The sequence below is a fragment of the Pseudoalteromonas sp. XI10 genome, from assembly GCF_001469895.1.
GTDB lineage: Bacteria > Pseudomonadota > Gammaproteobacteria > Enterobacterales > Alteromonadaceae > Pseudoalteromonas.
In genome coordinates, this window is sequence record NZ_LOPY01000062.1 from 1 (window position 1) to 22136 (window position 22136).

Genomic DNA, 22136 nt, shown 5'->3' on the forward strand with positions numbered 1-22136 from the left:
TTTTAATCCACAAAGGTCAACACGCCCTAATAAATATTGCTTCTAGTGCTGTAAACTTGCCATATATATGTCAGGTTTGCTTTAATGCATAGACTTTTTGTTTTCTAAGCAATGACTCTCACTTTTTTAACGGGCAAAAAAATGACATTAAATAAAATTAGCCAAGCACTTATCTTATCAGGTGCTGTTTTCCTTGGTGCATGTTCTGACCAGCAAGCTACCACTTCTCAAACTAAGCCTGCTGCAGAGCAAACAAAGCAAACTACTGAACAAAACAACCCACAACTTATCAATGCTGAGAAAAGCCGCTTAGACATTTACACTGACTTTACGCTTACTTCTGATCTTAGCCACTTAAGCGATAACCAGAAGCAAATGATTGGCAAGTTAATAGATGCCTCAAAAATCATGGATGAGCTATTTTGGCGCCAAGCATTTGGTGAGAGCAAAGACGCTTTCTTAGCAAAAATTAATGATGAAAAAGTTCAGAAGTTTGCAGATATTAACTACGGCCCTTGGGATCGCTTAAACGGTGACCAGGTTTTCTTATCGGGTTATGAAGAAAAGCCACTAGGCGCTGAGTTTTACCCAAGCGATATCACTAAAGAAGAATTAAACAACGCAATCGTTGATGACAAAACCGGTCTTTACTCGGTGATCAAGCGCGATGAAAAAGGTCTTCTTTATAGCGTGGCTTACTCAGTTGAGTATGCACAAGAACTAGAAAAAGCAGCTAATTTATTACGCGAAGCAAGTAAACTGGCTGATGATAAAGAATTTGCTAACTACCTAAGCATGCGCGCAGACGCACTAGTAAGTGATGACTTCCAACCATCTGATTTTGCATGGATGGATATGAAAAATAACCCAATTGACGTGGTTATTGGCCCTATCGAAACCTATGAAGATCAATTATTTGGTTACCGTGCAGCGTATGAATCTTATGTACTAATTAAAGATTTAGCATGGAGCGAGCGTTTAGCTAAATTTGCCGCTTTCTTACCTGAGCTACAAAAAGGTTTACCTGTAGACGAAAAGTACAAGCAAGAAGTCCCTGGCTCTGATGCTGACCTAAATGCTTACGATGTTGTTTATTACGCAGGTCACTCAAATGCAGGTAGTAAAACAATTGCTATCAACCTACCAAATGATGAGCAAGTACAACTAGAAAAAGGCACACGTCGTTTACAGCTTAAAAACGCGATGCGCGCTAAATTCGATAAAATCTTAGTGCCAATTTCAGAGCAGCTAATTGTTCCTGAGCAGCGTAAACACATTACCTTTGATGCTTTCTTCGCAAACACTATGTTCCACGAAGTAGCGCACGGTTTAGGTATTAAAAACACCATTACTGGTAAAGGAACTGTTCGCCAATCATTGCAAGAGCATGCAAGTGCCCTTGAAGAAGGTAAAGCGGATATCTTAGGTCTTTACATGGTTGAGCAATTACTTAAGAAAGGCGAGATCACAGAGGGCACATTAGAAGATTACTACATCACCTTTATGGCTGGTATCTTCCGCTCAGTACGTTTTGGTGCATCAAGCGCACACGGTAAAGCGAACATGATCCGCTTTAACTTCTTCGCTGAAGAAGGTGCATTCTCTAAAAATCCTGACGGCTTATACAGCGTTAACATGGAGAAAATGAGCCAAGCAATGGAGAAACTATCTAACCTTATCCTTACTATTCAAGGTGACGGTGATTACCAAAAAGTTGATCAGCTAATCGCAACTCATGGCGAAATCAAAGCTGAACTAGCTAAAGACTTAGAAAAACTAAGCCAAGCTAATATCCCTGTTGATGTTACTTTCAAACAAGGTAAAGAAGTATTAGGTCTTTAAGCCTTATTCTCCTTTAATAAAAAACGCTGCAATTGCAGCGTTTTTTATTGCACCAAACCTACTAAAGCATAGCTAGTGTGCTACAAAATTGAGGCCGTATTTAGAATTCAATTCTACAATATCCCCGTTGATCAGCATTTTTTGAAACTCTGCATTAAAAGCATTAATAAATTCATCGAGTTCGCGTTGCTTACTAAAGCCATAATAACCCTGATTAACCGTCACCGGCGGCGATAACATAATCACTTTATCTGCTATATCTAAACTGTCGATCACAGGCTTTGCAGCCCGAGGATGGGTAAGAATTAAGTCAACTCGGTTATGCATCAATTGTAAAAAACTAGCCCGCACATTACCCACTTCAGATAGCGATAAATTTGCCTCGTTACGCTTAAACTCAGGACCATAGTTCCAACCTCGAATGGTACCAATAATATCTTTACGAAGGCTGGCAAAGTTTCCAACCCAAGTCACATCATTGTTCTTTTTGGTATATAAAACAATCGGGTCTTCGTAAAAGGGCAAGTCACTAAATTGCATATACTGCTGACGAATAATGGATTTGTAAGGACCAATAATGGCATCAGCCTGACCTTGCTCTACCATTTTTAGAGCGCGTTTTAGTGGCATGATATCAATTACCAACTCATGCCCTAAACGCCTGCAAATTTCGTGAGCAATATCGGCACCTAAGCCAACCACTGTGCCTTGTTGATCTTGCTCCAAAATGGCAGGAAAGTGGCTACCAACAAAGTAATAGCTTTTTGCTAAACAAGAAAAAGAGCTCAGAATAAGCAACACGGCAAAGACTGTGTGTTTCATTTATTCTGCACCTCTGTATTTATCATCCATTTAGCTTAGTTCAATATAACTAGATCAAACAGTTTAAAAGTGCGCTTTTAATGCGGCAATTTGTTCGTCGCTATAAGGTACTGCAGGTAATTTACCCCAAATTGGTGTTGGCCAAGCTGCATCAGTTGTGAAACGCGCAATATGATGAACATGTAATTGCGGTACCATATTCCCTAGTGCTGCTACATTGAGTTTGTCTGGGTTGAATACCTGTTGTAATAATTTACTCAGTTTGCCCGACTCTTGTAATAAGGTAATTTGTAGCTCTTCAGAAAGGTCAATTATCTCTTTAACGCCAGCGACTCTTGGCACTAAAATAAACCAAGGGTATTGGCTATCATTCATCAGCAATACTTTACACAATGGCCAATCAGCAAGCTCAATGCAGTCGCGTTGTAGTTCTGGGGCCAAAGAAAACGGCGCATCAGTATTTTTCATCAATAAATCCTTTGATCTTGGGTAAACAAACCCTACTTTATAGCATTTTGTTGCAGTTGCCTAAGCTTACCATTAACATCGTGGCAGTTTTTATTCGAGCGAAGGTACTCCTGTGCTAAAAAAAATTAAATCTCTCTCACTTGCTTTGCCAGTGGTGGCAACAGCATTCAGTGTGACCGCTGAACCTCTTACTCTTGAGCGTATTTTTGACGATCCAAGCTTAGCAGGTAAAGCGCCTGTACAACTTAAATTCTCTCCAGACGGAAGTCGTGTTACTTACCTGCAAGGTAAAACCGATGATTACAACCGTTACGACTTATGGGAATACAACTTAAAGGATAATAAAAACCGCTTGTTAGTTGATTCTGCTGCGCTATTTTCTGGTCCAGAAAACTTATCTGATGAAGAAAAAGCACGCCGTGAGCGCCAGCGTATTTTTGGTAAAGGGATCTTAGAATATAAATGGTCAAAAGACGGTAAAGCGCTTTTATTCCCACTTAATGGCGACCTTTACTATTATGAGCTTGCTTCAGCTAAAAGCCGTAAATTAACCGACACAGAAGCATTTGAAACCGATGCACGTTTCTCACCTAAAGGCCATTATGTGTCGTTTATTCGTGAGCAAAACCTGTATGCACTTAACTTAAAAACGGGTCAAGAAATCCAATTAAGTAAAGATGGCGGCGGCGTTATTAAAAATGGTATGGCCGAATTTGTTGCGCAAGAAGAAATGGGCCGTATGACTGGTTACTGGTGGTCTGGTGATGAGTCTAAAATCGCTTATACCCGTGTTGATGAAAGCCCAGTAAAAGAAGCGATCCGTAATGAGATTTACGCCGATGAAGTAAAGCTATTTAATCAGCGCTACCCGTTTACAGGTACCGACAACGTTAAAATTCAGTTAGGTGTTGTAAGCATCAACAATCAAAAAACTGACTGGGTTGATTTAGGCGACGATCAAGATATCTATATCGCTCGCGCAAAATGGTTAAAAGATAACAAAACTCTTTCTTATCAGTGGCAAGACCGCTCGCAACATAACTTAGAGTTACGTTTTTATAATAGCGACACTAAAAAACAAGCCGTTGCCCTAGCAGAAACTAGTGACACTTGGATTAACCTGCACTTTGATTTGCAGTTCTTAAACGATAAGAAACATTTCGTTTGGGCATCTGAGCGCGACGGTTTTAAACACCTTTATTTATACCGCACAAATGGTGAAATGATCCGTCAAATCACCCAAGGTGAGTGGGTTGTAGATAGCTTAAAAGGTATCGACGAGAAAAAAGGCATTGTTTATTTTGCAGGTCGCAAAGATACAGCACTTGAGAGCCACCTATACAGCGTACCGCTATTCAAAAAAGGCGAAATTAAGCGCGTAACTGAGCTAGGTGCTTATCATAATGTGGTGATTGCTAAAGATAACAAAACCTTTATCGATAACAGCTCATCAGTGAATAAGCCTGGCTCTGCAGCATTACGTAAAATTAATGGCGAATTTATCACTTGGCTTGAAGAAAACAAGTTAGATAAGTCACACCCATTAACGCCTTACCTAGCTGATTTGATCACCCCAGAATACGGCACGTTAAAGGCTGAAGACGGACAAATCATGCATTACCGTTTATTCAAGCCAACTAATTACCAAGATGGTAAAAAGCACCCAGTTATTGTTAACGTGTATGGTGGCCCTCATGCTCAGCGCGTAACGAACAGCTGGCGTAGTAAAAACTTATACTTCCAGTACATGGCACAACAAGGCTATGTTATTTTCCAACTTGATAACCGTGGTTCATACAACCGTGGTAAAAAGTTTGAAGACGTGATTTATAAGCACTTAGGTGTTGCTGAAGTGGCAGACCAAATTAAAGGTGTCGAGTTCTTACGCACCCTTGATTACGTTGACCCTGAACGTATTGGTATTTATGGCCACAGCTACGGTGGTTATATGGCGCTTATGACGATGTTTAAAGCGGGCGACTACTTCAAAGCCGGTGTTTCTGGTGCACCAGTCACTGATTGGGCACTTTACGACACTCACTACACTGAGCGTTATGTAGGTCACCCTGCAACTAACGCGAAAGGTTACGAGGCAAGTGCAGTTTTCCCATATGCCGAAGGCTTAAAAGGCCCACTGATGATTTACCACGGTATGGCAGATGATAACGTATTATTCACTCATGCCACTAAGTTATTCAAACAACTGCAAGATCAAGAAAAGCAGTTCGAAATGATGACTTACCCAGGTTCAAAACACAGTTTACGTGGCAAGAGCGTACAAACGCACTTACACCAAACCATCACAAGTTTCTTCAACCGACACTTTAACGTTGAGTAATCACGTTTAATTTCGGTGACTTAGACTAAAGGCTGATTGTTAAATCAGCCTTTTTTTTGTCTCAATGTATTCTACTATTTAACTAGATTTTCGACCTATTTTAGCTACGCTTAATACATTGCTCCTATGGGCATGACGAAGGAATACACATGAATTTACGCCGTTTTACAATTTTTCAGCGCCTCGCCATGTTAGTGAGTGTGGTCGTGATAGGGCTGATATTTTTAAGCGTCTCGAGTTTAACGCAGCAATACAGCTCGCTAAAGCAAGAGCAATACATTAAGACCCAAAACCTTGTTGAGTCTGCTTACTCTATTATTGAGCATAATTATGAGTTGTTTGAGCAAGGTAAGCTGAGTGAGCAACAAGCCAAACAAGCAGCCCTCGAAACAATTTCTGCACTTCGTTACGACAACAGCAATTACTTTTGGATCAACGATTATCAACCCGTGATGATCATGCACCCATTTAAGCCCGAATTAAATGGTAAATCCCTAGCTGGCAGTAAAGATCCAGATGGCGTGTTGTTATTTGTCGATATGGTAAATATTGTCAAAAAACAAGGTGAAGGTTTTATTCCTTATAAGTGGCCAAAACCAGGTAAAGACGATCCGGTTGATAAAATTGCCTACGTAAAAGGCTTTGATAAATGGCAGTGGATTGTAGGCTCTGGTGTCTACATCGATACCATTGAAGAGGCATTCTCTTCGCTACGTAACCATGTGATTATTACCGCTGTGGTGATCATTGCCCTACTAGTTGCGCTAAGCTACCTCATTGCCAATAGCATTCTTCGCCCGACCCAACTTGCCGCAAACATGATGAAAGACATCTCGCAAGGTGAAGGCGATTTGACCCAAAAGCTTGATGAAAATGGCAATGATGAAGTATCTCGTTTATCGCGCTACTTTAACTTGTACACCGCAAAAATGCGTGAGTCACTCAAACATGTTGCCCACAATGCCGAGCAAGTAAATCAGTTTGCTCATAGCGTTGATGATGCCAGTAAAACAAATCACTCTTTTATTGAATTACAAAACGACAGCTCAACACAAGTAGCAACCGCGATGGAACAAATGACCCATCAAATTCACGATGTCAGCCAAAATGCCGATCAAGCTGAGCATGCCGCCAATGAAGCGGCGCAAAATGCCGAAGCGGGCAAGCAGGTTCTTAACAAGACCATTACCGCCATTGAGACCCTGTCGCATAATATTGAACAAGTGAGTAAGGTAACGGCGGATCTTGCTGCAGAGAGTAACAACATTGGCTCAGTACTTGATGTTATCCGCAGTATTGCTGAGCAGACCAACTTACTGGCACTCAATGCTGCCATTGAAGCGGCCCGTGCTGGTGAGCAAGGTCGAGGCTTTGCCGTTGTAGCTGACGAAGTGCGTACATTAGCAAGTCGTACAGGTAAAAGTACCGACGAAATTCAAGCCATGATCAGTAAACTACAAACTGGCGCACAAGCTGCTGTTGATGCTGTATCAGCAAGCCAACAGTTATCAACTGAAACAGTTTCACAAGCAGGTGAAGCAAATAGTTCATTGAGTGAGATTGAGCGACTTGTCTCTATTATTAAAGATATGAACAGCCAGATCGCCCGCGCTACCGAGCAACAAACTAGCGCAGCAGATGAGGTTAATTTACGGATTAATGAGCTTTCGCAATCAACTGAGCAATCACTGTCGAATACCGAAGGACTCTCGAACGCCAGTGAAAACTTAAAGCAAAGCTCACAAGCGTTAAGTGATGTCGTTAACCGCTTCAAGCTCGATTAACACCAAAAAAAAGCCCCGCACTACTGTGCGGGGCTTTTAAAACTAAAAACTTATAGCTTTTAGCTTATAAACAATAGCGAGCGAATAAGCTGCTGACTGTTGCTGCGGTAGGCTTACCATGTTGCCAATCACCGCCTTCTACGCCGCTACCTGCGATGTCCATATGAACATACGGTAATGGTTGCGCTGATTCAGTGCCATGTTTATCTAAACCACCAACAATCGCTAAGAATGCCATTGGGAACTGGTGACCACGAGCTGTCACTGCAGAAGCAGCATTGTTACTTGATAATACATCGTCAGCTAACGTGCGAGGACGAATAAAGTCATAATCTTCACGGCGGCTACGAGATACTTCGGCGCCATCTGCCCATAAATCGCCTAAGTCAGCAATTTGGCGCGAAATTTTCGCAGCACGAGCTGGACCATTTTCAACATACGCACTGTAAGGACCCATCGCACGAGCTGCATGGCCTGTTAGTGTTGCAACAGTGAATAGCTCTGGGTTTACTTCGTTTAAAGCACGATCTTTCATTTCGCTTAGTAAGTCACCCATTGCTAAACGGCCTTCAGCATCTGTGTTACCGATACGAACACGCACACCTTCACGGCTGGTAATGATTTCATCAGGAACAAAACAATCAGAACCAATTGAGTTACGAACTACGGCTAAGTAAGCAATCACTTTTACGCCTTTTGGTGCAAAGTCAGCCACTGATTTCATAAAGCCAGCAACCGAAGCTGCACCGCCTTTATCACGGCTCATACCTGCCATAAAGCCACCCACTTTAAGGTCTGCACCACCAGTATCGTAAACTAAACCTTTACCAACAAACATTAAGGTACGCTCAACGTCGCCTTCAGGCACGTACTCTAGTTTTACAACACGTGGGTGATGACGCTCAACAGCATAAGATGCGCGCGCTACAGTGCTCATCATTGGGTAATCTTTATCGATAGTGTTGATATCTGAAATCACTTCAACAGACACCTTACTACCAGCAAATAACTCAACGCAGTAGTCTGCAAAACGAGGTGGTGCCATACGCTCAGGCTCTGTACCACATAAATCACGTGCAGCGTACTGACCCGCAGCAATAGCATTAAGCGCTTTGCTCATTGCCTCATCTGCACCCACTAGGCTAATTTGGCTAATTGGTTCAATCGCTTGGCCGTGGAACTCACGTGCCTCAAGTGGTTGCCAAAGCGCTTGGCAAGCACCTAAATAAGCCACTTCAAGGGCATGCTTGTAACGGCTGTCTTGATTTACGTTAGCAAGTAAAATTGCTGGCTGAGTGCTACCCGATGCTTTCGCCTCTAGTACACCTTGCTTTGCTGCGTCAAAGTAACGACGTACATCATCATAATCACGGTTTAGAGGGCCTGTAGGCGCTAAAATAACGCGTTTAGAGTCAATTACAAGTAATGTCACTTGCTTGCCAATACGTGCGTCTACAGCTTGTTGAGCGCTAATAGCTTGGCTTAAGCTTGCATCTGCTAAAGAAGAAAAATCATCACCGATAATAATCAATGCATCGTGATTTGCATCCGCTAATTTCGGGGCTGCAACTGCATGAGGGTATGCCATAAAAAAGGTCCTGCTGTTAGAAACATAGGACCTTATTATCATTGATTTAGAGCGCTATTGCCAGCCAAGTAAGACAGCTTACGATATGGCTGGCAAGCTAAGTTTACTGCTCTGTAATGTGTGCTGAGTCTTTACGATGCTTAACAATTACAGACCAAGCTTCAAGCATAACCAGTACGCTCACAACCAGTACTAACAAATCAAGTGTCACCAGTAACCAGTTACCTTGTTGGTAGTACTCGCCCAGTTTAATAACCCCAGCAAAGAACGCCATAACTAATACAAAGCTCATTGGGATCAGGGTGTATTTAGCCGGGCGATTCGCTTTAATAAGCATTACCGAGATAACCAGTAGGGTTAAACTTGCTAAGATTTGGTTAGTCGAACCGAATAATGGCCAAATAATCATACCGCCGCTACCGTCAGCGCCACCAGCACCAAAGGCAAGCAGTAAACAGCTAAGTACTGCAATGAGTGTAGCTACAATACCATTACGAATGATGCTGATATTATAAATATCACCCCACTCTTGAATGATATAACGCTGCAAGCGTACGCCAGAGTCCATCGTAGTCCCCGCAAACAAGACCACCATTACAGCAAGTAAGGTTGATGCCACCTCTTGCGAGATACCCCAACCACTTTCAATTAAGTTAGCGCCACCATTAATAAAGGCGCTCACACTTCCAGCACCTAAGTGACTGTAAATTTCGTGCCATTCTTCAGGAGATACAGCAAGTGCAACACCACTAACTGCAACTAGCGTAATAAGCGCAAGCATACCTTCGCCTACTGCACCTAAGTAGCCCACAAAGCGACCATCGGTTTCTTTGTTCAACTGTTTAGAGCTGGTACCTGAAGACACAATACCGTGGAAACCCGATACCGCACCACAAGCTATGGTCACAAATAGCAATGGAATAATACTTGGTGTATCAACCGCCGTTTGAGTATTAAACGCAGGGGCTGTGATATCCGGCATTGACATAAACACTGCACCATAAAGTAACACTAAACCAACCAATAACTGCATACCATTGATGAAGTCGCGTGGCTGTAAAAGCATCCAAACTGGCAATAATGAAGCAATAGCTGCATAGATAAATAAGATGATGATCCAGTTCGCATTAGCACTTAAGCCAAACATTTCATCAGGTAATGAAATAGGCATGCCACTACCAAGGTAAATGGTGTAATAAAGGATCCCCACACCAATGAAACAAAGCGGAATTAACGACACTTTACGGCGTAGCAACTGACCAATAACTAAGGCCACAACAATCGCTGACCAAGCAGGGAATACCGCATTAGGTTGCGATACAAATGATTTGGCAATCACCACACCAAATACCGCATTCACCATCAACAGTACTAAGAACACCACAATCATAAATAATGCACGGGTGCGTTTACCAATTACGCTTTCAGATAAAGCGCCCATTGATTTACCCTTGTTACGCGCACTGGCCCAAAGAGCTCCCATGTCGTGAACACCAGCAAAAAAGATAGTACCAAATACTACCCAAAGTACCGCAGGCACCCAGCCCCAGTATACGGCAATGGCAGGCCCAACAATTGGCGCAGCACCTGCAACAGAGGTGAAATGGTGGCCCCATAACACAACTTTGTTAGTTGGCACATAATCCACACCATCCTCAAGTTCATGAGCTGGTGTGACAAAATTATCATCCATTTTAAATATTTTTTCGGCGATGAATTTCGAATAAAAGAACCATCCGAACAACATACCGACTATTCCGAGCAGCACGATTACGACCGATTGCATAGTCATCTCTCTTATTAAGTTATAATGTTGTCTAAGGTGTTGAACTAGGCAGGCCTAGCACCCCAACTAGACACTAACAAACTTTCAAGCACCAAGGTGTTAACCTTTAGTCTAATATACTCAGCTGAAAATGCTCGTGAGCCTGACTCTTTATTCCGACACCTATTCCTAACAGGCGTACGGGCTGGTTGTTACCTCGTTCATAGGCTTTGCTCATTAACTCAGCAAAAATGCGTTCGTCTAATTGATGGTGGCTTTGATCGGCACTGGTCACGACAAAATTGGCAAACTTGACCTTCACCGATAACTTATTGATGCGGTTGTTTAATTGTTGTTTATCAAGACGACGAGTTAATTCATCCATCAAGCGGGGTAACTGACTTAAACACTCGTCTAAATTATTTTTGTTGTATTCATAGGTGTGCTCAACACTGAGTGACTTTCGTACTCGCTCAGTTGACACTTTGCCAACGTATTCCCCTGCACACTTTTGATATAAAGACACGCCAAAATTACCAATGTGCTGCTGCATCCAATTAACCCCTTTCGCACGCACATCAGCCCCTGTGTAAAGCCCTTTAAGTTGCAGCTTTTCTAATGTCACCTTGCCTACGCCGGGAATTTTACCAAGCGGTAAATTCGCTAAAAAGTCATCAACCTCATCAGGCAATACCACAAACTGACCATTAGGCTTATTTTCATCGCTGGCTATTTTGGCAATAAACTTAATTGGCGCGACGCCCGCTGATGCTGTTAGTCCTGTGGTGTCGTAGATTTCTTGGCGGATTTGCTGCGCCATCAGTGTTGCACTGCCTTTGCATGCGGTACTGTCGGTTACATCAAGGTAGGCTTCATCTAACGATAATGGCTCAATAAGGTCGGTGTACTTTGCAAAAATGGCGCGAATTTGCGTGGAGATTTCTTTATAAACCTGCATTCGTCCGGGCACGATAACCAGATCGGGGCACAGTTGCTTGGCGTGATAGTTCGACATAGCCGAGCGCACACCATATTTACGGGCAATATAATTAGCAGTTGAAAGCACCCCGCGACGACTATTACCACCTATAGCCAGTGGCACATTGGCAAGCGCGGGGTTATCACGCATCTCCACGGCAGCATAAAAGCAGTCCATATCGATGTGAATGAATTTTTTCATCAGGAATACAACAACTGTTTATATATACAGTTATTATATTTAAACTTCCTGAGAGTGCAAGCTAAGAGGTTTGGCTTGTTTGTTGGTTTGGTTTTTTACGGCTAATAAGCCGTGAACCAAATAACCAAAACGCGGCTTCTAATAACAAGCCCACGACAATTAAAGCGATAAATCCTGACATTGTGCCCATGCTATAACAGAGCAAAGCTAGAGCGAGTAAGATGAAAAGTGCAATCCACTTTATCACCTTCAAGGTTAGTTGCTGCATAATTAAGGTCCTTTAATGTGTGTTCATTTTGCTCACACTTTACGTAAGCGTGAACTTATAAACCTAGCACAATCTACTGAGTTTCCTAATTTCCTTGAGCTAAAAGCAGCATATTGCTAACCTAAGTTTTCTCACAATCAACGAAGATTTACTATGCAATCGTTTATAGAACAACACCCTATCAGAACAAAAATTAATGTTGCATGGGGTGAAATGGATGCCCTGCAGCACGTCAATAATGTGGTGTATTTTCGCTACTTTGAAACAGCCCGTATCGATTTTTTTACTCAACTAGGCTTTCTTAAAGATTTACAAGTAACAGGTGTGGGTCCGGTGATCAGCGAAAACAATGCCCGCTATAAACGCCCGGTGACATTTCCTGATACTGTGCATGTTGGTGTAAAGATTAGTGACATTGAACAAGATCGTTTTATGATGCATTACACTGTATTTAGTGAAAGCCAAGACGCAGTAACAACCATTGGCTCATCACAAGTGGTTATGTTTAATTTTAAAACGGGTAAAAAAGCCCAGTTAAATGATGAGTTATTAACTGCACTTAAAGCCCATTCTAGCGATTAACAAGGATCTATTATGCTTTATAGCCCACTTGGTCGAAGTGGTATTGATGTATCTCGTGTCTGCTTAGGTAGCATGACATGGGGTATGCAAAACAACCAAGCCGATGCCGATGAACAAATCGCCTACGCATTAGATAAAGGCGTTAACTTTATTGATACCGCCGAAATGTATGCCGTTCCACCTTCTCCAGACACCTACGGTAAAACTGAAGAGATCATTGGTAATTGGTTAGCGCGTAATAAAGACAAACGCGATGATCTTGTCATTGCCACTAAAATTGCAGGTAACGGCTTAGCTTGGGTACGCGATGGAGGCGATATTACTCGCCAAGCCATTGTTGAAGCCGTTGATGCATCTCTTAAACGCTTACAAACTGAGGTTATCGATTTATACCAATTGCATTGGCCTAACCGCACATCACCCCACTTTGGTAAACAGTGGCCAGGTAAAGTGTGCTTCTCTGAGGCTGATACTGAGCAAAATATTGCTGGCATGTTAGATATTCTTGAAGGTCTGAATGACTGTATCAAGGCTGGTAAAATTAAGCACTGTGGTTTATCAGACGATACTCCTTGGGGCATTAGCCAGTACTTGCGTTTAAGTGAACAGCATAACCTTCCGCGTATGGTATCGATTCAAAACGAATTTAGTCTACTGCACGCCAAAGATTGGCCGTATTTGATTGAACAATGTATTCATGAAGATATTGCTTACCTACCTTGGTCACCGCTAGGTGGCGGCATGTTAAGCGGTAAGTACTTAAATGGTGCTCGCCCTGAAGGAAGTCGTTGGACACTCGTGCAACGTAATGGCCTATTTAGAGACACAGCACAATCACGCGCTGCAATTGCTGAATATGTTGAAATTGCTAACGCCTTTAATTTAACACCTTCACAGCTCGCATTAGCATGGTGTGATCAGGTAGATGGCGTAAGCTCAACAATCATAGGTGCAACATCAACGGCACAGTTAAAAGAAAATATAGATGCTTTTTCTGTGCAATTAAGCGATGAAGCTAACGATAAAATCGCTGACGTATTTACCCGCTATCCAATGCCTTTCTAAGCAATATTTTGCATTATTATAAGCCTGTTACCTGACAGGCTTATTAATACTTATTCATCATTTTTATACTCTACCTACAATTTTACCCATACTTTAGTGTATAGTTATTCATAGTGTTTCACTATGTAGGTTGTTAATGAGTAAATACATAAAACAAGTAGTATATGTGGTTGCAGGGATGTTGCTAGCTCCAATTACTCATGCCTCCGACAAGCTCTCTATTACCTGGCTTGAAAATGATGCGAAGCCTTTCTATATCGAGAAAAGTAACGCTACCCCCCATGGTGGGCTGTGCAATGAAATTACCGATATGTTGATTGAAGCATTACCTGACATTAACCACAGCAAAGTGATGTTGCCGCAAAAACGTGGCAGTAAATATCTCAGTGACGGACAAATGGCATGCTATGCTTGCATGATCCATCGAGATAAAAAAACTAACCTTGCTACTTACTCAATCCCAACCACAGTGTATCCACCGTTTAGCGTATTAAGTACCAAAGAAAAAGCACTAAAAATTAAGCAAAAACACGGTAACCCAGTGTCATTAGTCTCATTATTGACTGATGCCAATTTCATTTATGGTCAAAACGATGCGCGTAAATTTGGCAGTCAATTAGATAAAATTGCTAAAAATACCAAGCTTTACGAAAGTGCAGCATTAAGTGGTAATGGCAGCAGTCCTATTTTTGCTTTGCTATCGCAGTTAGAGCATGGCTACATTGATTACACAATTGATTACCCATTTGTTGCTGATTATTACAATCAACAAAACCAACAGAATATTCAAAAGCTTACTATTGTTAACCCAGCCCAGAATGTGGTTTTTGGTGCCATAGGCTGCTCGACAAGCGCACCTAATAATTATGCCGAAAAAGTGCTAGCAGAAATTAATGAGGCACTGAAAAACAAGGTACTACCAAGCGAGAGATATCAGCAAAGCCAACGAGTTTGGCTCGAACAAAGCTTTCCTGAGTTTTCATCGTATTATCAGCGCTACATTTTAGAGCTGCTTAAAGAGCCTGCCACTGATGAGTTAACAACACCTGCTGACCATCCATAAGTGTTACCGCAAAGGTTGAATTAGCGACAACCTTCCCTACTCCTTCGGGCGTGCCCGTCATAATGATGTCGCCATCTTCTAGGTCCATAAATTCACTGATTTCAGCTAAGATTTGCTCTGCGTTATGCAGCATTAACTTTGTATCGCCTAGTTGAGTGTCTTTACCATCAATCTTTAGACTAAATTGATAGTGAAAGTTGGAATTAACGGCAACAAACTCAGTAAAAAGCGCTGAACCATTAAATGCTTTTGCGCGCTCCCAAGGTAGGCCTTTTTCTTTAAGTGTACTTTGTAGGCCTCGCTTAGTTAAATCAAGCCCAAGCCCAACCGCAGCCAGTTGCTTATTTTTAACTAAAAAACAAAGCTCTGTTTCGTAATGTAAAGTCTCAGCTAAGTGTTCACTATTGAGGGAATCGGTGATCGCACTATTTGGTTTTGCAAACAGCACCATATTTGTAGGCGTTTCGTTGTTAAGCTCTGCAATATGTGCTGCATAATTACGGCCAACACAAATGATTTTACTAGGTAAAAACGTTTTATCTGCAAATCTAACCTTATGCATTATTCCTCCGTTAGGTAATTTATACCAAATAATGGCTTTACATAAAAAAGGCTAACAGATGCGACAGCACCTGTTAGCCATGAGGAACATTAAGGGAGAAAAAAGTTAGTTGCAAGAAATAGCAGTATCGTTTTTCTTAGCGGTTGTCACATTCAATTTAGCAATCGATACCTGCCATGCACCTTCAGTGGCTAGCTGCCAAGGTGAGAACACTTGTCCAAGTTGCACACCTTGCTCAGCAAAGCAGCTCAAATCAATAGTCAGGGTTTGCCAATCATTTGCTGCTTTAACCTGTTTGCTAATATCAAATTGACCGTCACAGTTTTCACCACATTGCATACCCAGCATTAGCGGCGCATCAGCGGCTTGATCTACCTTAATTTGCATTTCTAACTGCCCCGCTTTTTCAACGTATGAACGAAGATCCGACGGGAAAGCCGCCATTAAACGAACCGCAGCTTCTTCTTTACCGTTAAAGGTGATTGCACGCGCATCTTCTTGCACGTCTTTATCAAAGGTTTTTACGCTAACAGCGTTAAGTGCTGCACGGCTACTAGTCATGGCTTGGAGCTCAGAACCACTTTGTAGTTGCAGTGACCATGGTGCTTTTACGGCGCGCTCAAATAGTACTAAGTCTTCTAATTTAGCGGCGACTTGTGATTTTTCGCTTAAGTCATCTGCTAATGTGTTTTTATCTTGGTAAGTTAAACCAAAGCCATAAGGCAGCAGTGGCGCGTAATCTTTATCGCCACGGTTTTGGTTACCTACTGGGTTATTTGGCCATGAGAACGATAACTTACCTTTAAAGTCATGATTGATAGAACCATCTTGGTTTTTAAAGATAACATCGCTGATTGCATCACCTTCACTACCTGGTAACCAAGTTGCGACAAACGCATCACTGGCATTGAGCTCTGCATTCACCCACATTGGGCGGCCACTAATAAATAGCGACACCACAGGAATACCGGCATCTTTTAGCTTTTTAAGTAAGGCTAAATCAGTTTTATTACCGCGTTGGTATTCAAGGTTATCTAAATCACCATTACCTTCTGCATACGGTTGCTCACCAAATACAACAATCGCAACATCTGGCTTAGCTTCAAATTCGCCATTTATATTGTATTGAACCTGACCACCGGCTTGCTCAACCGTATTTTTGATACCATCAAAAATTGAAGAACCACCCGGGAAGTCACTATTTTCGTTACCTGTACCCTGCCAAGTGATTGTCCAACCACCTGACTGCATACCAATGTTATCAGCGCCCTGACCGGCAACTAATACGTTTGAGCTTGGTGCGAGCGGTAACAACTGTTGTTTATTTTTTAGAAGAACCAGTGATTCACGCACTGCCTGCTTTGCAACTGCGCGATGCTTCGCACTGCCAATGATCTCTGTTTTCCCTGAAAGCGGACGCTTAGCAGGGCTTGGCTTATCAAACAAACCTGCGCGCATTTTCACACGTAAAATACGTGTTACAGCATCATCGATGCGGCTTTGCGCAATTTCGCCACTTTTAACTTGTTTGATAAGGTTTTCGTAAAGAGGTTTCCATGCATCTGTTGGCACCATGTACACATCAAGGCCCGCATTTGCTGCTTGTGCACAGTTGCCATTAGTACAACCTGGAATTTGACCATGGCCATTCCAGTCACCAACTACAAAACCATCAAAGCCCATTTTGCCTTTTAGTACGTCAGTAAGTAGGTATTTGCTGCCGTGAATTTTTTCACCATTCCAGCTATTAAATGACGCCATTACAGTTTGTGCGCCAGCACCTAAACCGCCCACATACCCTTGCGCATGAATATCAAATAACTCTTGCTCAGATGCTGTGTTATTACCTTGGTCATCACCGCCTTCGGTACCGCCATCACCTAAAAAGTGTTTAACGGTACTGATCACGCGCTTATCTGATAAAAAGTCGTCATCAACCGCACCTTGCAATCCTTTAACAATGGCTGCTGAATATGCTTTTACAATTTCAGGGTCTTCAGAGTAACCTTCATAAGTACGACCCCAGCGGTCGTCACGAACAACTGCGACTGTTGGCGCGAATACCCAATCGATGCCTGTTACCATCACTTCTTGCGCGGTAGCGGCTGCAATTTTTTCAATTAACTCAGGGTTGTTTGTTGCACCTAAACCAATGTTATGTGGGAATAGCGTCGCACCAATAACGTTATTGTGACCATGCACAGCATCGGTGCCCCACATAGTCGGAATTGAGCTGCCATCGAGCGAGTCATCAATTGAGGCTTGATACATTTTTTCAGCAAGATCAATCCAATCTGCGGCACTGGCATGTTTATCATTATTTGGGAATGCGCCACCGCCATTAAGGTAAGAACCAAAGCCGTATTTGCGCATATCTTCAACGGTAATATCGCGAATTTCTGGCTGGATCATTTGCGCAATTTTTTGCTCAAGGGTCATATTTGCCAGCATTTCCGCAATTTTTGCTTCCATTTCTGGATTTGCAGCAATGCCCGTTTCGATGTTTGGCCAAATTTCTTGCTCAGCGCTCACGTTTGCCACCTTATCTTGCCCAGTGCAAGCTGTCATGCTGGCGCCTGCCATCATTAACGAGAAGAGTGTGAATGTTTTTTTCAATTTCATTTTTACACCTATGAAGATTGCTGAGTCTGAGTCGATACTTTTGAGCCAACCAGCGCAAAGTAAGTAATGTATAAATAACATGCGATAGGTAAAAACAACGCCATTTGCACGCCAATAGAATCTGCTAACACACCTTGTAGTAATGGAATAATCGCACCACCTACAATCGCTAAACATAAAATGCCTGAGCCTTTAGAGGTATATTTACCAAGGCCGTGTAGAGCAAGACTGAAAATCGTTGGGAACATAATCGAGTTACATAACCCCACTAGTAAAATTGCCCACATAGCAAGGCTACCCTCACCTGTCATGGCAATAATTACCAGCAATACAGCTAATAAGCCATGGCAGGCTAGTACCTTACCGGCATTAAACTTTTGCATTACAGCAGCACCAATGAAACGGCCAACCATAGCACCAGCAAAATAGTAGCTAATATAATGCGCGGCTTCATTTTCTGGTAAACCAGCAATGTTATCTAGGGTCAAAAAGCCTACTAAGAAGCTGCCAATCGCTACCTCTGCGCCTACATACACAAAAATACCTACAGCACCTAGGATAAGGTGGCGGTAACGCCAAACACTGCCTAAGTCAACAAAGTCTTCTAAGTCTTGATGTGCCGCTTCGCTATCACTTTCTTTACCTAGCTTTGGCAGTTTTAAAAATGCAAAGATAACCGCAAGTACCAACAAGCTTAACGATAACATTAAATAAGGAAGCTTCACTTCTTCTGCCGTTGCTTGGCTAATTTCAGATAGAATTAACCAACCACCAAAAATTGGCGCGACTGTTGTTCCTAAAGAATTAAACGCTTGTGTCATAGTCAAACGCGAAGATGCTGTTTTTTGTGGACCAAGAACACTTACATAAGGGTTGGCAGATACTTGTAAAATAGTGATGCCCGAGGCCAGTACAAACAAGGCAAGTAAGAATAACTCATACACATGAGCAACCGCAGCTGGGTAAAACAGCGCACAACCGACGGCCGCAACCACTAAGCCAACGACAATACCAAACTGGTAACCAATACGACTGACCAACTTACCTGCCGGAATCGACATCACAAAATACGCACCAAAGAAGCAAAACTGAATGAGCATAGCCTGCGTATAGTTAAGTGAAAACATTCCTTTTAAGTAAGGGATTAATATGTCATTAAGACAAGTGATGAACCCCCACATAAAAAATAATGTGGTCAATGATGCCAGCGCAAAGTGCTGCTTTGGCATATCTGCTTGGCCTGCTGCAGCCGAAACAGGAGTTGATACATGAGCCATAATTTTTTCTCTAGTTAATTATATTTATCAGTTTGTTACAGCAAACTCTGGTACTTAATCACTAACAACCAATAGCGAAATATGTTGCAACATTAAATGTAAGCGCTTACATTTATAACATATAAATCATATTTAGCAATTTATTTACAGAAAAAATGTAAGCGCTTACAGTGGAGTCATAGCTCTAAATATTCAAGCCTTACACTAACCCGAAGGACGAGTATTAACTGTGTATAAATCAATTTCACTGTTACCTGATTCGGCTTTGCTCAAGCCCGAATTCACTTTTGGGGTGGCAACAGCCTCATTTCAGATTGAAGGGGCACGCGATAAGCGCCTCGATTGTATTTGGGATACATTTTGCGAAAAGCTTGGCACCATTGCAGATAACAGTCATGGCGATGTAGCTTGTGATCATGTTGCACGATGGCAGCAAGATATCGAGATGATTGCTGATTTGGCTGTCGATGCTTACCGCTTATCTATTTCTTGGCCGAGAGTCATGCTACAAGATGGCTCAGTTAACGAGCAAGGTATAGCATTTTACACTCAGCTATTATCGGCCCTAAAAGCACGCAACATTAAGACCTACGTCACCTTATATCACTGGGATTTACCGCAATACCTTGAAGATAATGGCGGTTGGTTAAATCGCGAGACAGCCTATAAATTTAAAGACTATGCCGAACTTGTTACTCAGCACCTTGGCCATTTGGTTGATTCTTTTGCAACCTTGAACGAGCCATTTTGTAGTGCCTACTTAGGTTATGAAGTGGGTGTACATGCACCTGGTATAAAATCGCAACAAGCTGGCCGACAAGCTGCGCACCACTTACTGCTTGCCCATGGTCTTGCTATGCAAGTATTACGTAAAAACTGCCCAGATACAGAAGCAGGTATCGTATTAAACTTCAGCCCGACCTATCCATTAACCGCCGATGATAAAAAAGCCGCTGAGCTTGCTGATCAATATCACAACCAATGGTATATCAAAGCGGTTTTAGAAGGCGCTTATCCATCTTTATTTAATGATTTAGCTGATGAAGTTAAGCCAACTGTTATTGCTGGCGATATGGCAATTATAAGCCAAGACGTCGACTTTATTGGCGTTAACTACTATACCCGCATACACTACAAAAATACCGCTGATAACTGGTTTGAAGAAGCAAACCTTACAGATGTTCGTGTTACCGATATGGGCTGGGAAGTTTACCCACAAGGTTTAACTGAGCTTTTGGTATCATTGCACCAGCAATATGACTTACCAAAAATGTACATCACCGAAAATGGCGCTGCCATGGCCGACACGTTAGAAAATGGTGAAGTGAACGACATCGAGCGGGTAGATTATTACCACACTCATTTAAATGCAGTGTGTGATGCAATTCGCCAAGGCGTCGATATTCAAGGCTACTTTGCGTGGAGCTTAATGGACAACTTTGAATGGGCGTATGGCTACGAAAAGCGCTTTGGCTTAGTTTATATTGATTATCAAAACCAACAACGCATTTTAAAAGAAAGCGCAAAACAATATCGCGCGCTACTCAAACAGCGATAAAAATAACAACAATAGAGAACACACATGCTGACAAAAAGAGAAAAAATAGCCTACGGATTAGGCGACACAGCAAGTAATATCATCTTTCAAACGGTGATGTTATTTTTAACTTTTTTCTATACTGATATCTTTGGTATTTCACCCGCTATTGTTGGCACCTTGTTTTTGGTGGTGAGATTCGTAGACGCAGTTACCGATCCACTAATGGGGGCTTTAACCGATTCGACCCGCACTAAGTGGGGAAGCTATCGCCCCTACTTGCTCTGGCTCGCCTTACCATTTGGGGTGATCAGTATGATCACCTTCACCACACCAGACCTACCAGAATCAGGTAAAGTCATTTACGCATTTGTCACTTACACTTTGCTAATGCTGGTTTATACCGCTATTAATATTCCTTACTCAGCATTAGGGGGAGTATTAAGTGGCGATCCTAAAGAGCGAGTATCCATTCAATCTTACCGATTTGTATTTGGTATGCTGGGCGGCTTAATTGTCAGTGCCTGCACTTTACCTTTGGTAAACTGGCTAGGAAAAGGTGATAACGCTACCGGCTACCAACTCACTATGGCTTTAATGAGTGGCTTTGGTGTGATCTTGTTTTTGATTTGTTTTCGCTTTACCAAAGAGCGCGTTGTAGCTCAGAACAGCTCATCGTTGAGCTGGAAAACCCGCATGAACACGTTATGGCAAAATGGCCCATTTAAAGTGTTGTGCTTTGCTGCATTTATGTTGTTAACCAGTATGGTACTACGCACTACCCTTGCCATTTACTATGTAAAATATGTGCTTGGTGAAGCAGAGCTGGTCACCTACTTTGTTACCATCGGCATGATAGGTAATGTTCTGGGCTGCGCCTGTGCAAACCCTCTTAGTAAACGCGTTGATAAGAAAACTGCCTATATTCGTTTGCAATATATCTCTGCAGCAATTAGTTGCGTGGCATTTTGGTTGCCGGGCGAACAACTGATACTTGCCTTTGCCGTTTACTTTTTATGGTGTTTCTTCACGCAAATGGCAACCCCGCTACTGTGGGCAAAAATGGCCGACACCATAGATTACGGACAGTGGAAAACTGGTGAAAGGCTTACAGGCCTAGTCTACGCAAGCGTGGTCTTTTTTATTAAGCTTGGTCTAGCCCTTGGCGGTGCCATTGCAGGTTGGTTACTGGCATTTTATGGCTATGAAGCTAATACAGAATTAAGCGAACATACGCTTTCAGGTATCTTAATTTCGTTTACCCTTTACCCAGCAATAGGTAGTATGCTTGTCGCTTTTATAATGAAAAGGTATATTCTGGATAACCAAACGGTTGAGCAGATCAGTGCCGATTTATCGTTAAAGTAGCATCC

The 22136-nt window shown here is 42.3% G+C and carries 17 protein-coding genes; 8 read left to right on the plus strand and 9 right to left on the minus strand.

Features of this window, described 5'->3' with window-relative positions:
• Positions 1-141: 141 nt before the first annotated feature.
• Positions 142-1842 (plus strand): dipeptidyl-peptidase 3 family protein, encoded by a 1701-nt coding sequence (locus tag AUR67_RS19895; protein WP_058586538.1) that lies wholly within the window; start codon positions 142-144, stop codon positions 1840-1842.
• A 72-nt stretch (positions 1843-1914) separates the two neighbouring features.
• Here the strand turns inward: AUR67_RS19895 and AUR67_RS19900 are convergent, their stop codons facing one another.
• Entirely contained in the window at positions 1915-2664 is a 750-nt protein-coding gene (locus AUR67_RS19900; protein WP_058586539.1) for a substrate-binding periplasmic protein, read from the minus strand.
• 63 nt (positions 2665-2727) lie between these two features.
• Positions 2728-3132, minus strand: coding sequence for an HIT domain-containing protein (locus AUR67_RS19905; protein ID WP_058586540.1), 405 nt, complete (start codon positions 3130-3132; stop codon positions 2728-2730).
• 112 nt (positions 3133-3244) lie between these two features.
• Here AUR67_RS19905 and AUR67_RS19910 point away from each other — a divergent pair, with 112 nt between their 5' ends.
• Together AUR67_RS19910 and AUR67_RS19915 are read left to right on the plus strand one after the other, a co-directional pair.
• Positions 3245-5470 (plus strand): S9 family peptidase, encoded by a 2226-nt coding sequence (locus tag AUR67_RS19910; RefSeq protein WP_058586541.1) that lies wholly within the window; start codon positions 3245-3247, stop codon positions 5468-5470.
• Positions 5471-5619: 149 nt separating this feature from the next.
• Positions 5620-7254 (plus strand): methyl-accepting chemotaxis protein, encoded by a 1635-nt coding sequence (locus AUR67_RS19915; RefSeq protein ID WP_058586542.1) that lies wholly within the window; start codon positions 5620-5622, stop codon positions 7252-7254.
• Between the two features lie 64 nt (positions 7255-7318).
• On the opposite strand, the gene AUR67_RS19920 is transcribed toward AUR67_RS19915, so the two are convergent.
• The 4 genes from AUR67_RS19920 to AUR67_RS19935 all read right to left on the minus strand — a co-directional run bounded on the left by AUR67_RS19920 (position 7319) and on the right by AUR67_RS19935 (position 12055).
• Positions 7319-8842: a M17 family metallopeptidase gene (locus tag AUR67_RS19920; protein ID WP_058586543.1), complete on the minus strand. Its 1524-nt coding sequence runs from the start codon at positions 8840-8842 to the stop codon at positions 7319-7321.
• A 103-nt stretch (positions 8843-8945) separates the two neighbouring features.
• Positions 8946-10628: a carbon starvation protein A gene (locus tag AUR67_RS19925; RefSeq protein WP_058586544.1), complete on the minus strand. Its 1683-nt coding sequence runs from the start codon at positions 10626-10628 to the stop codon at positions 8946-8948.
• 106 nt (positions 10629-10734) lie between these two features.
• Positions 10735-11787: a DNA polymerase IV gene (dinB, locus tag AUR67_RS19930; RefSeq protein ID WP_058586545.1), complete on the minus strand. Its 1053-nt coding sequence runs from the start codon at positions 11785-11787 to the stop codon at positions 10735-10737.
• Between the two features lie 61 nt (positions 11788-11848).
• The gene (locus AUR67_RS19935) at positions 11849-12055 is read right to left on the minus strand and encodes a hypothetical protein (protein WP_058586546.1); all 207 of its coding nucleotides are present in this window, start codon (positions 12053-12055) and stop codon (positions 11849-11851) included.
• A gap of 153 nt (positions 12056-12208) precedes the next feature.
• On the opposite strand from AUR67_RS19935, the gene AUR67_RS19940 reads away from it, so the two are divergent.
• The 3 genes from AUR67_RS19940 to AUR67_RS19950 all read left to right on the plus strand — a co-directional run bounded on the left by AUR67_RS19940 (position 12209) and on the right by AUR67_RS19950 (position 14765).
• Positions 12209-12637, plus strand: coding sequence for an acyl-CoA thioesterase (locus AUR67_RS19940; RefSeq protein WP_058586547.1), 429 nt, complete (start codon positions 12209-12211; stop codon positions 12635-12637).
• Positions 12638-12649: 12 nt separating this feature from the next.
• Positions 12650-13702: an aldo/keto reductase gene (locus AUR67_RS19945; RefSeq protein ID WP_058586548.1), complete on the plus strand. Its 1053-nt coding sequence runs from the start codon at positions 12650-12652 to the stop codon at positions 13700-13702.
• A 136-nt stretch (positions 13703-13838) separates the two neighbouring features.
• Positions 13839-14765, plus strand: a complete 927-nt coding sequence (locus AUR67_RS19950; RefSeq protein WP_058586549.1) for a hypothetical protein — start codon at positions 13839-13841, stop codon at positions 14763-14765.
• Here AUR67_RS19950 and AUR67_RS19955 read toward each other — a convergent pair.
• The 3 genes from AUR67_RS19955 to AUR67_RS19965 all read right to left on the minus strand — a co-directional run bounded on the left by AUR67_RS19955 (position 14716) and on the right by AUR67_RS19965 (position 19226).
• Positions 14716-15327, minus strand: coding sequence for a fumarylacetoacetate hydrolase family protein (locus AUR67_RS19955; RefSeq protein ID WP_058586550.1), 612 nt, complete (start codon positions 15325-15327; stop codon positions 14716-14718). The genes AUR67_RS19950 and AUR67_RS19955 overlap by 50 nt on opposite strands.
• A gap of 105 nt (positions 15328-15432) precedes the next feature.
• Entirely contained in the window at positions 15433-17949 is a 2517-nt protein-coding gene (locus tag AUR67_RS19960; RefSeq protein ID WP_058586551.1) for a glycoside hydrolase family 3 protein, read from the minus strand.
• Positions 17950-17957: 8 nt separating this feature from the next.
• The gene (locus tag AUR67_RS19965) at positions 17958-19226 is read right to left on the minus strand and encodes a sugar MFS transporter (protein WP_058586552.1); all 1269 of its coding nucleotides are present in this window, start codon (positions 19224-19226) and stop codon (positions 17958-17960) included.
• A 229-nt stretch (positions 19227-19455) separates the two neighbouring features.
• On the opposite strand from AUR67_RS19965, the gene AUR67_RS19970 reads away from it, so the two are divergent.
• Both AUR67_RS19970 and AUR67_RS19975 read left to right on the plus strand, forming a co-directional pair.
• The gene (locus tag AUR67_RS19970) at positions 19456-20784 is read left to right on the plus strand and encodes a GH1 family beta-glucosidase (RefSeq protein ID WP_058586553.1); all 1329 of its coding nucleotides are present in this window, start codon (positions 19456-19458) and stop codon (positions 20782-20784) included.
• Between the two features lie 24 nt (positions 20785-20808).
• Complete coding sequence (locus AUR67_RS19975; RefSeq protein ID WP_058586554.1) at positions 20809-22131, plus strand: glycoside-pentoside-hexuronide (GPH):cation symporter; 1323 nt, start codon at positions 20809-20811, stop codon at positions 22129-22131.
• Positions 22132-22136 lie beyond the last annotated feature (5 nt).

What these genes read in the sequence shown, in the direction of transcription:
- AUR67_RS19895 (WP_058586538.1), top strand. Translation starts at nt 142, where the DNA reads ATGACATTAAATAAAATTAGCCAAGCACTTATCTTATCAGGTGCTGTT.
- AUR67_RS19900 (WP_058586539.1), bottom strand. Translation starts at nt 2,664, where the DNA reads ATGAAACACACAGTCTTTGCCGTGTTGCTTATTCTGAGCTCTTTTTCT.
- AUR67_RS19905 (WP_058586540.1), bottom strand. Translation starts at nt 3,132, where the DNA reads ATGAAAAATACTGATGCGCCGTTTTCTTTGGCCCCAGAACTACAACGC.
- AUR67_RS19915 (WP_058586542.1), top strand. Translation starts at nt 5,620, where the DNA reads ATGAATTTACGCCGTTTTACAATTTTTCAGCGCCTCGCCATGTTAGTG.
- AUR67_RS19920 (WP_058586543.1), bottom strand. Translation starts at nt 8,842, where the DNA reads ATGGCATACCCTCATGCAGTTGCAGCCCCGAAATTAGCGGATGCAAAT.
- AUR67_RS19925 (WP_058586544.1), bottom strand. Translation starts at nt 10,628, where the DNA reads ATGCAATCGGTCGTAATCGTGCTGCTCGGAATAGTCGGTATGTTGTTC.
- dinB (WP_058586545.1), bottom strand. Translation starts at nt 11,787, where the DNA reads ATGAAAAAATTCATTCACATCGATATGGACTGCTTTTATGCTGCCGTG.
- AUR67_RS19935 (WP_058586546.1), bottom strand. Translation starts at nt 12,055, where the DNA reads ATGCAGCAACTAACCTTGAAGGTGATAAAGTGGATTGCACTTTTCATC.
- AUR67_RS19940 (WP_058586547.1), top strand. Translation starts at nt 12,209, where the DNA reads ATGCAATCGTTTATAGAACAACACCCTATCAGAACAAAAATTAATGTT.
- AUR67_RS19945 (WP_058586548.1), top strand. Translation starts at nt 12,650, where the DNA reads ATGCTTTATAGCCCACTTGGTCGAAGTGGTATTGATGTATCTCGTGTC.
- AUR67_RS19950 (WP_058586549.1), top strand. Translation starts at nt 13,839, where the DNA reads ATGAGTAAATACATAAAACAAGTAGTATATGTGGTTGCAGGGATGTTG.
- AUR67_RS19955 (WP_058586550.1), bottom strand. Translation starts at nt 15,327, where the DNA reads ATGCATAAGGTTAGATTTGCAGATAAAACGTTTTTACCTAGTAAAATC.
- AUR67_RS19960 (WP_058586551.1), bottom strand. Translation starts at nt 17,949, where the DNA reads ATGAAATTGAAAAAAACATTCACACTCTTCTCGTTAATGATGGCAGGC.
- AUR67_RS19965 (WP_058586552.1), bottom strand. Translation starts at nt 19,226, where the DNA reads ATGGCTCATGTATCAACTCCTGTTTCGGCTGCAGCAGGCCAAGCAGAT.
- AUR67_RS19975 (WP_058586554.1), top strand. Translation starts at nt 20,809, where the DNA reads ATGCTGACAAAAAGAGAAAAAATAGCCTACGGATTAGGCGACACAGCA.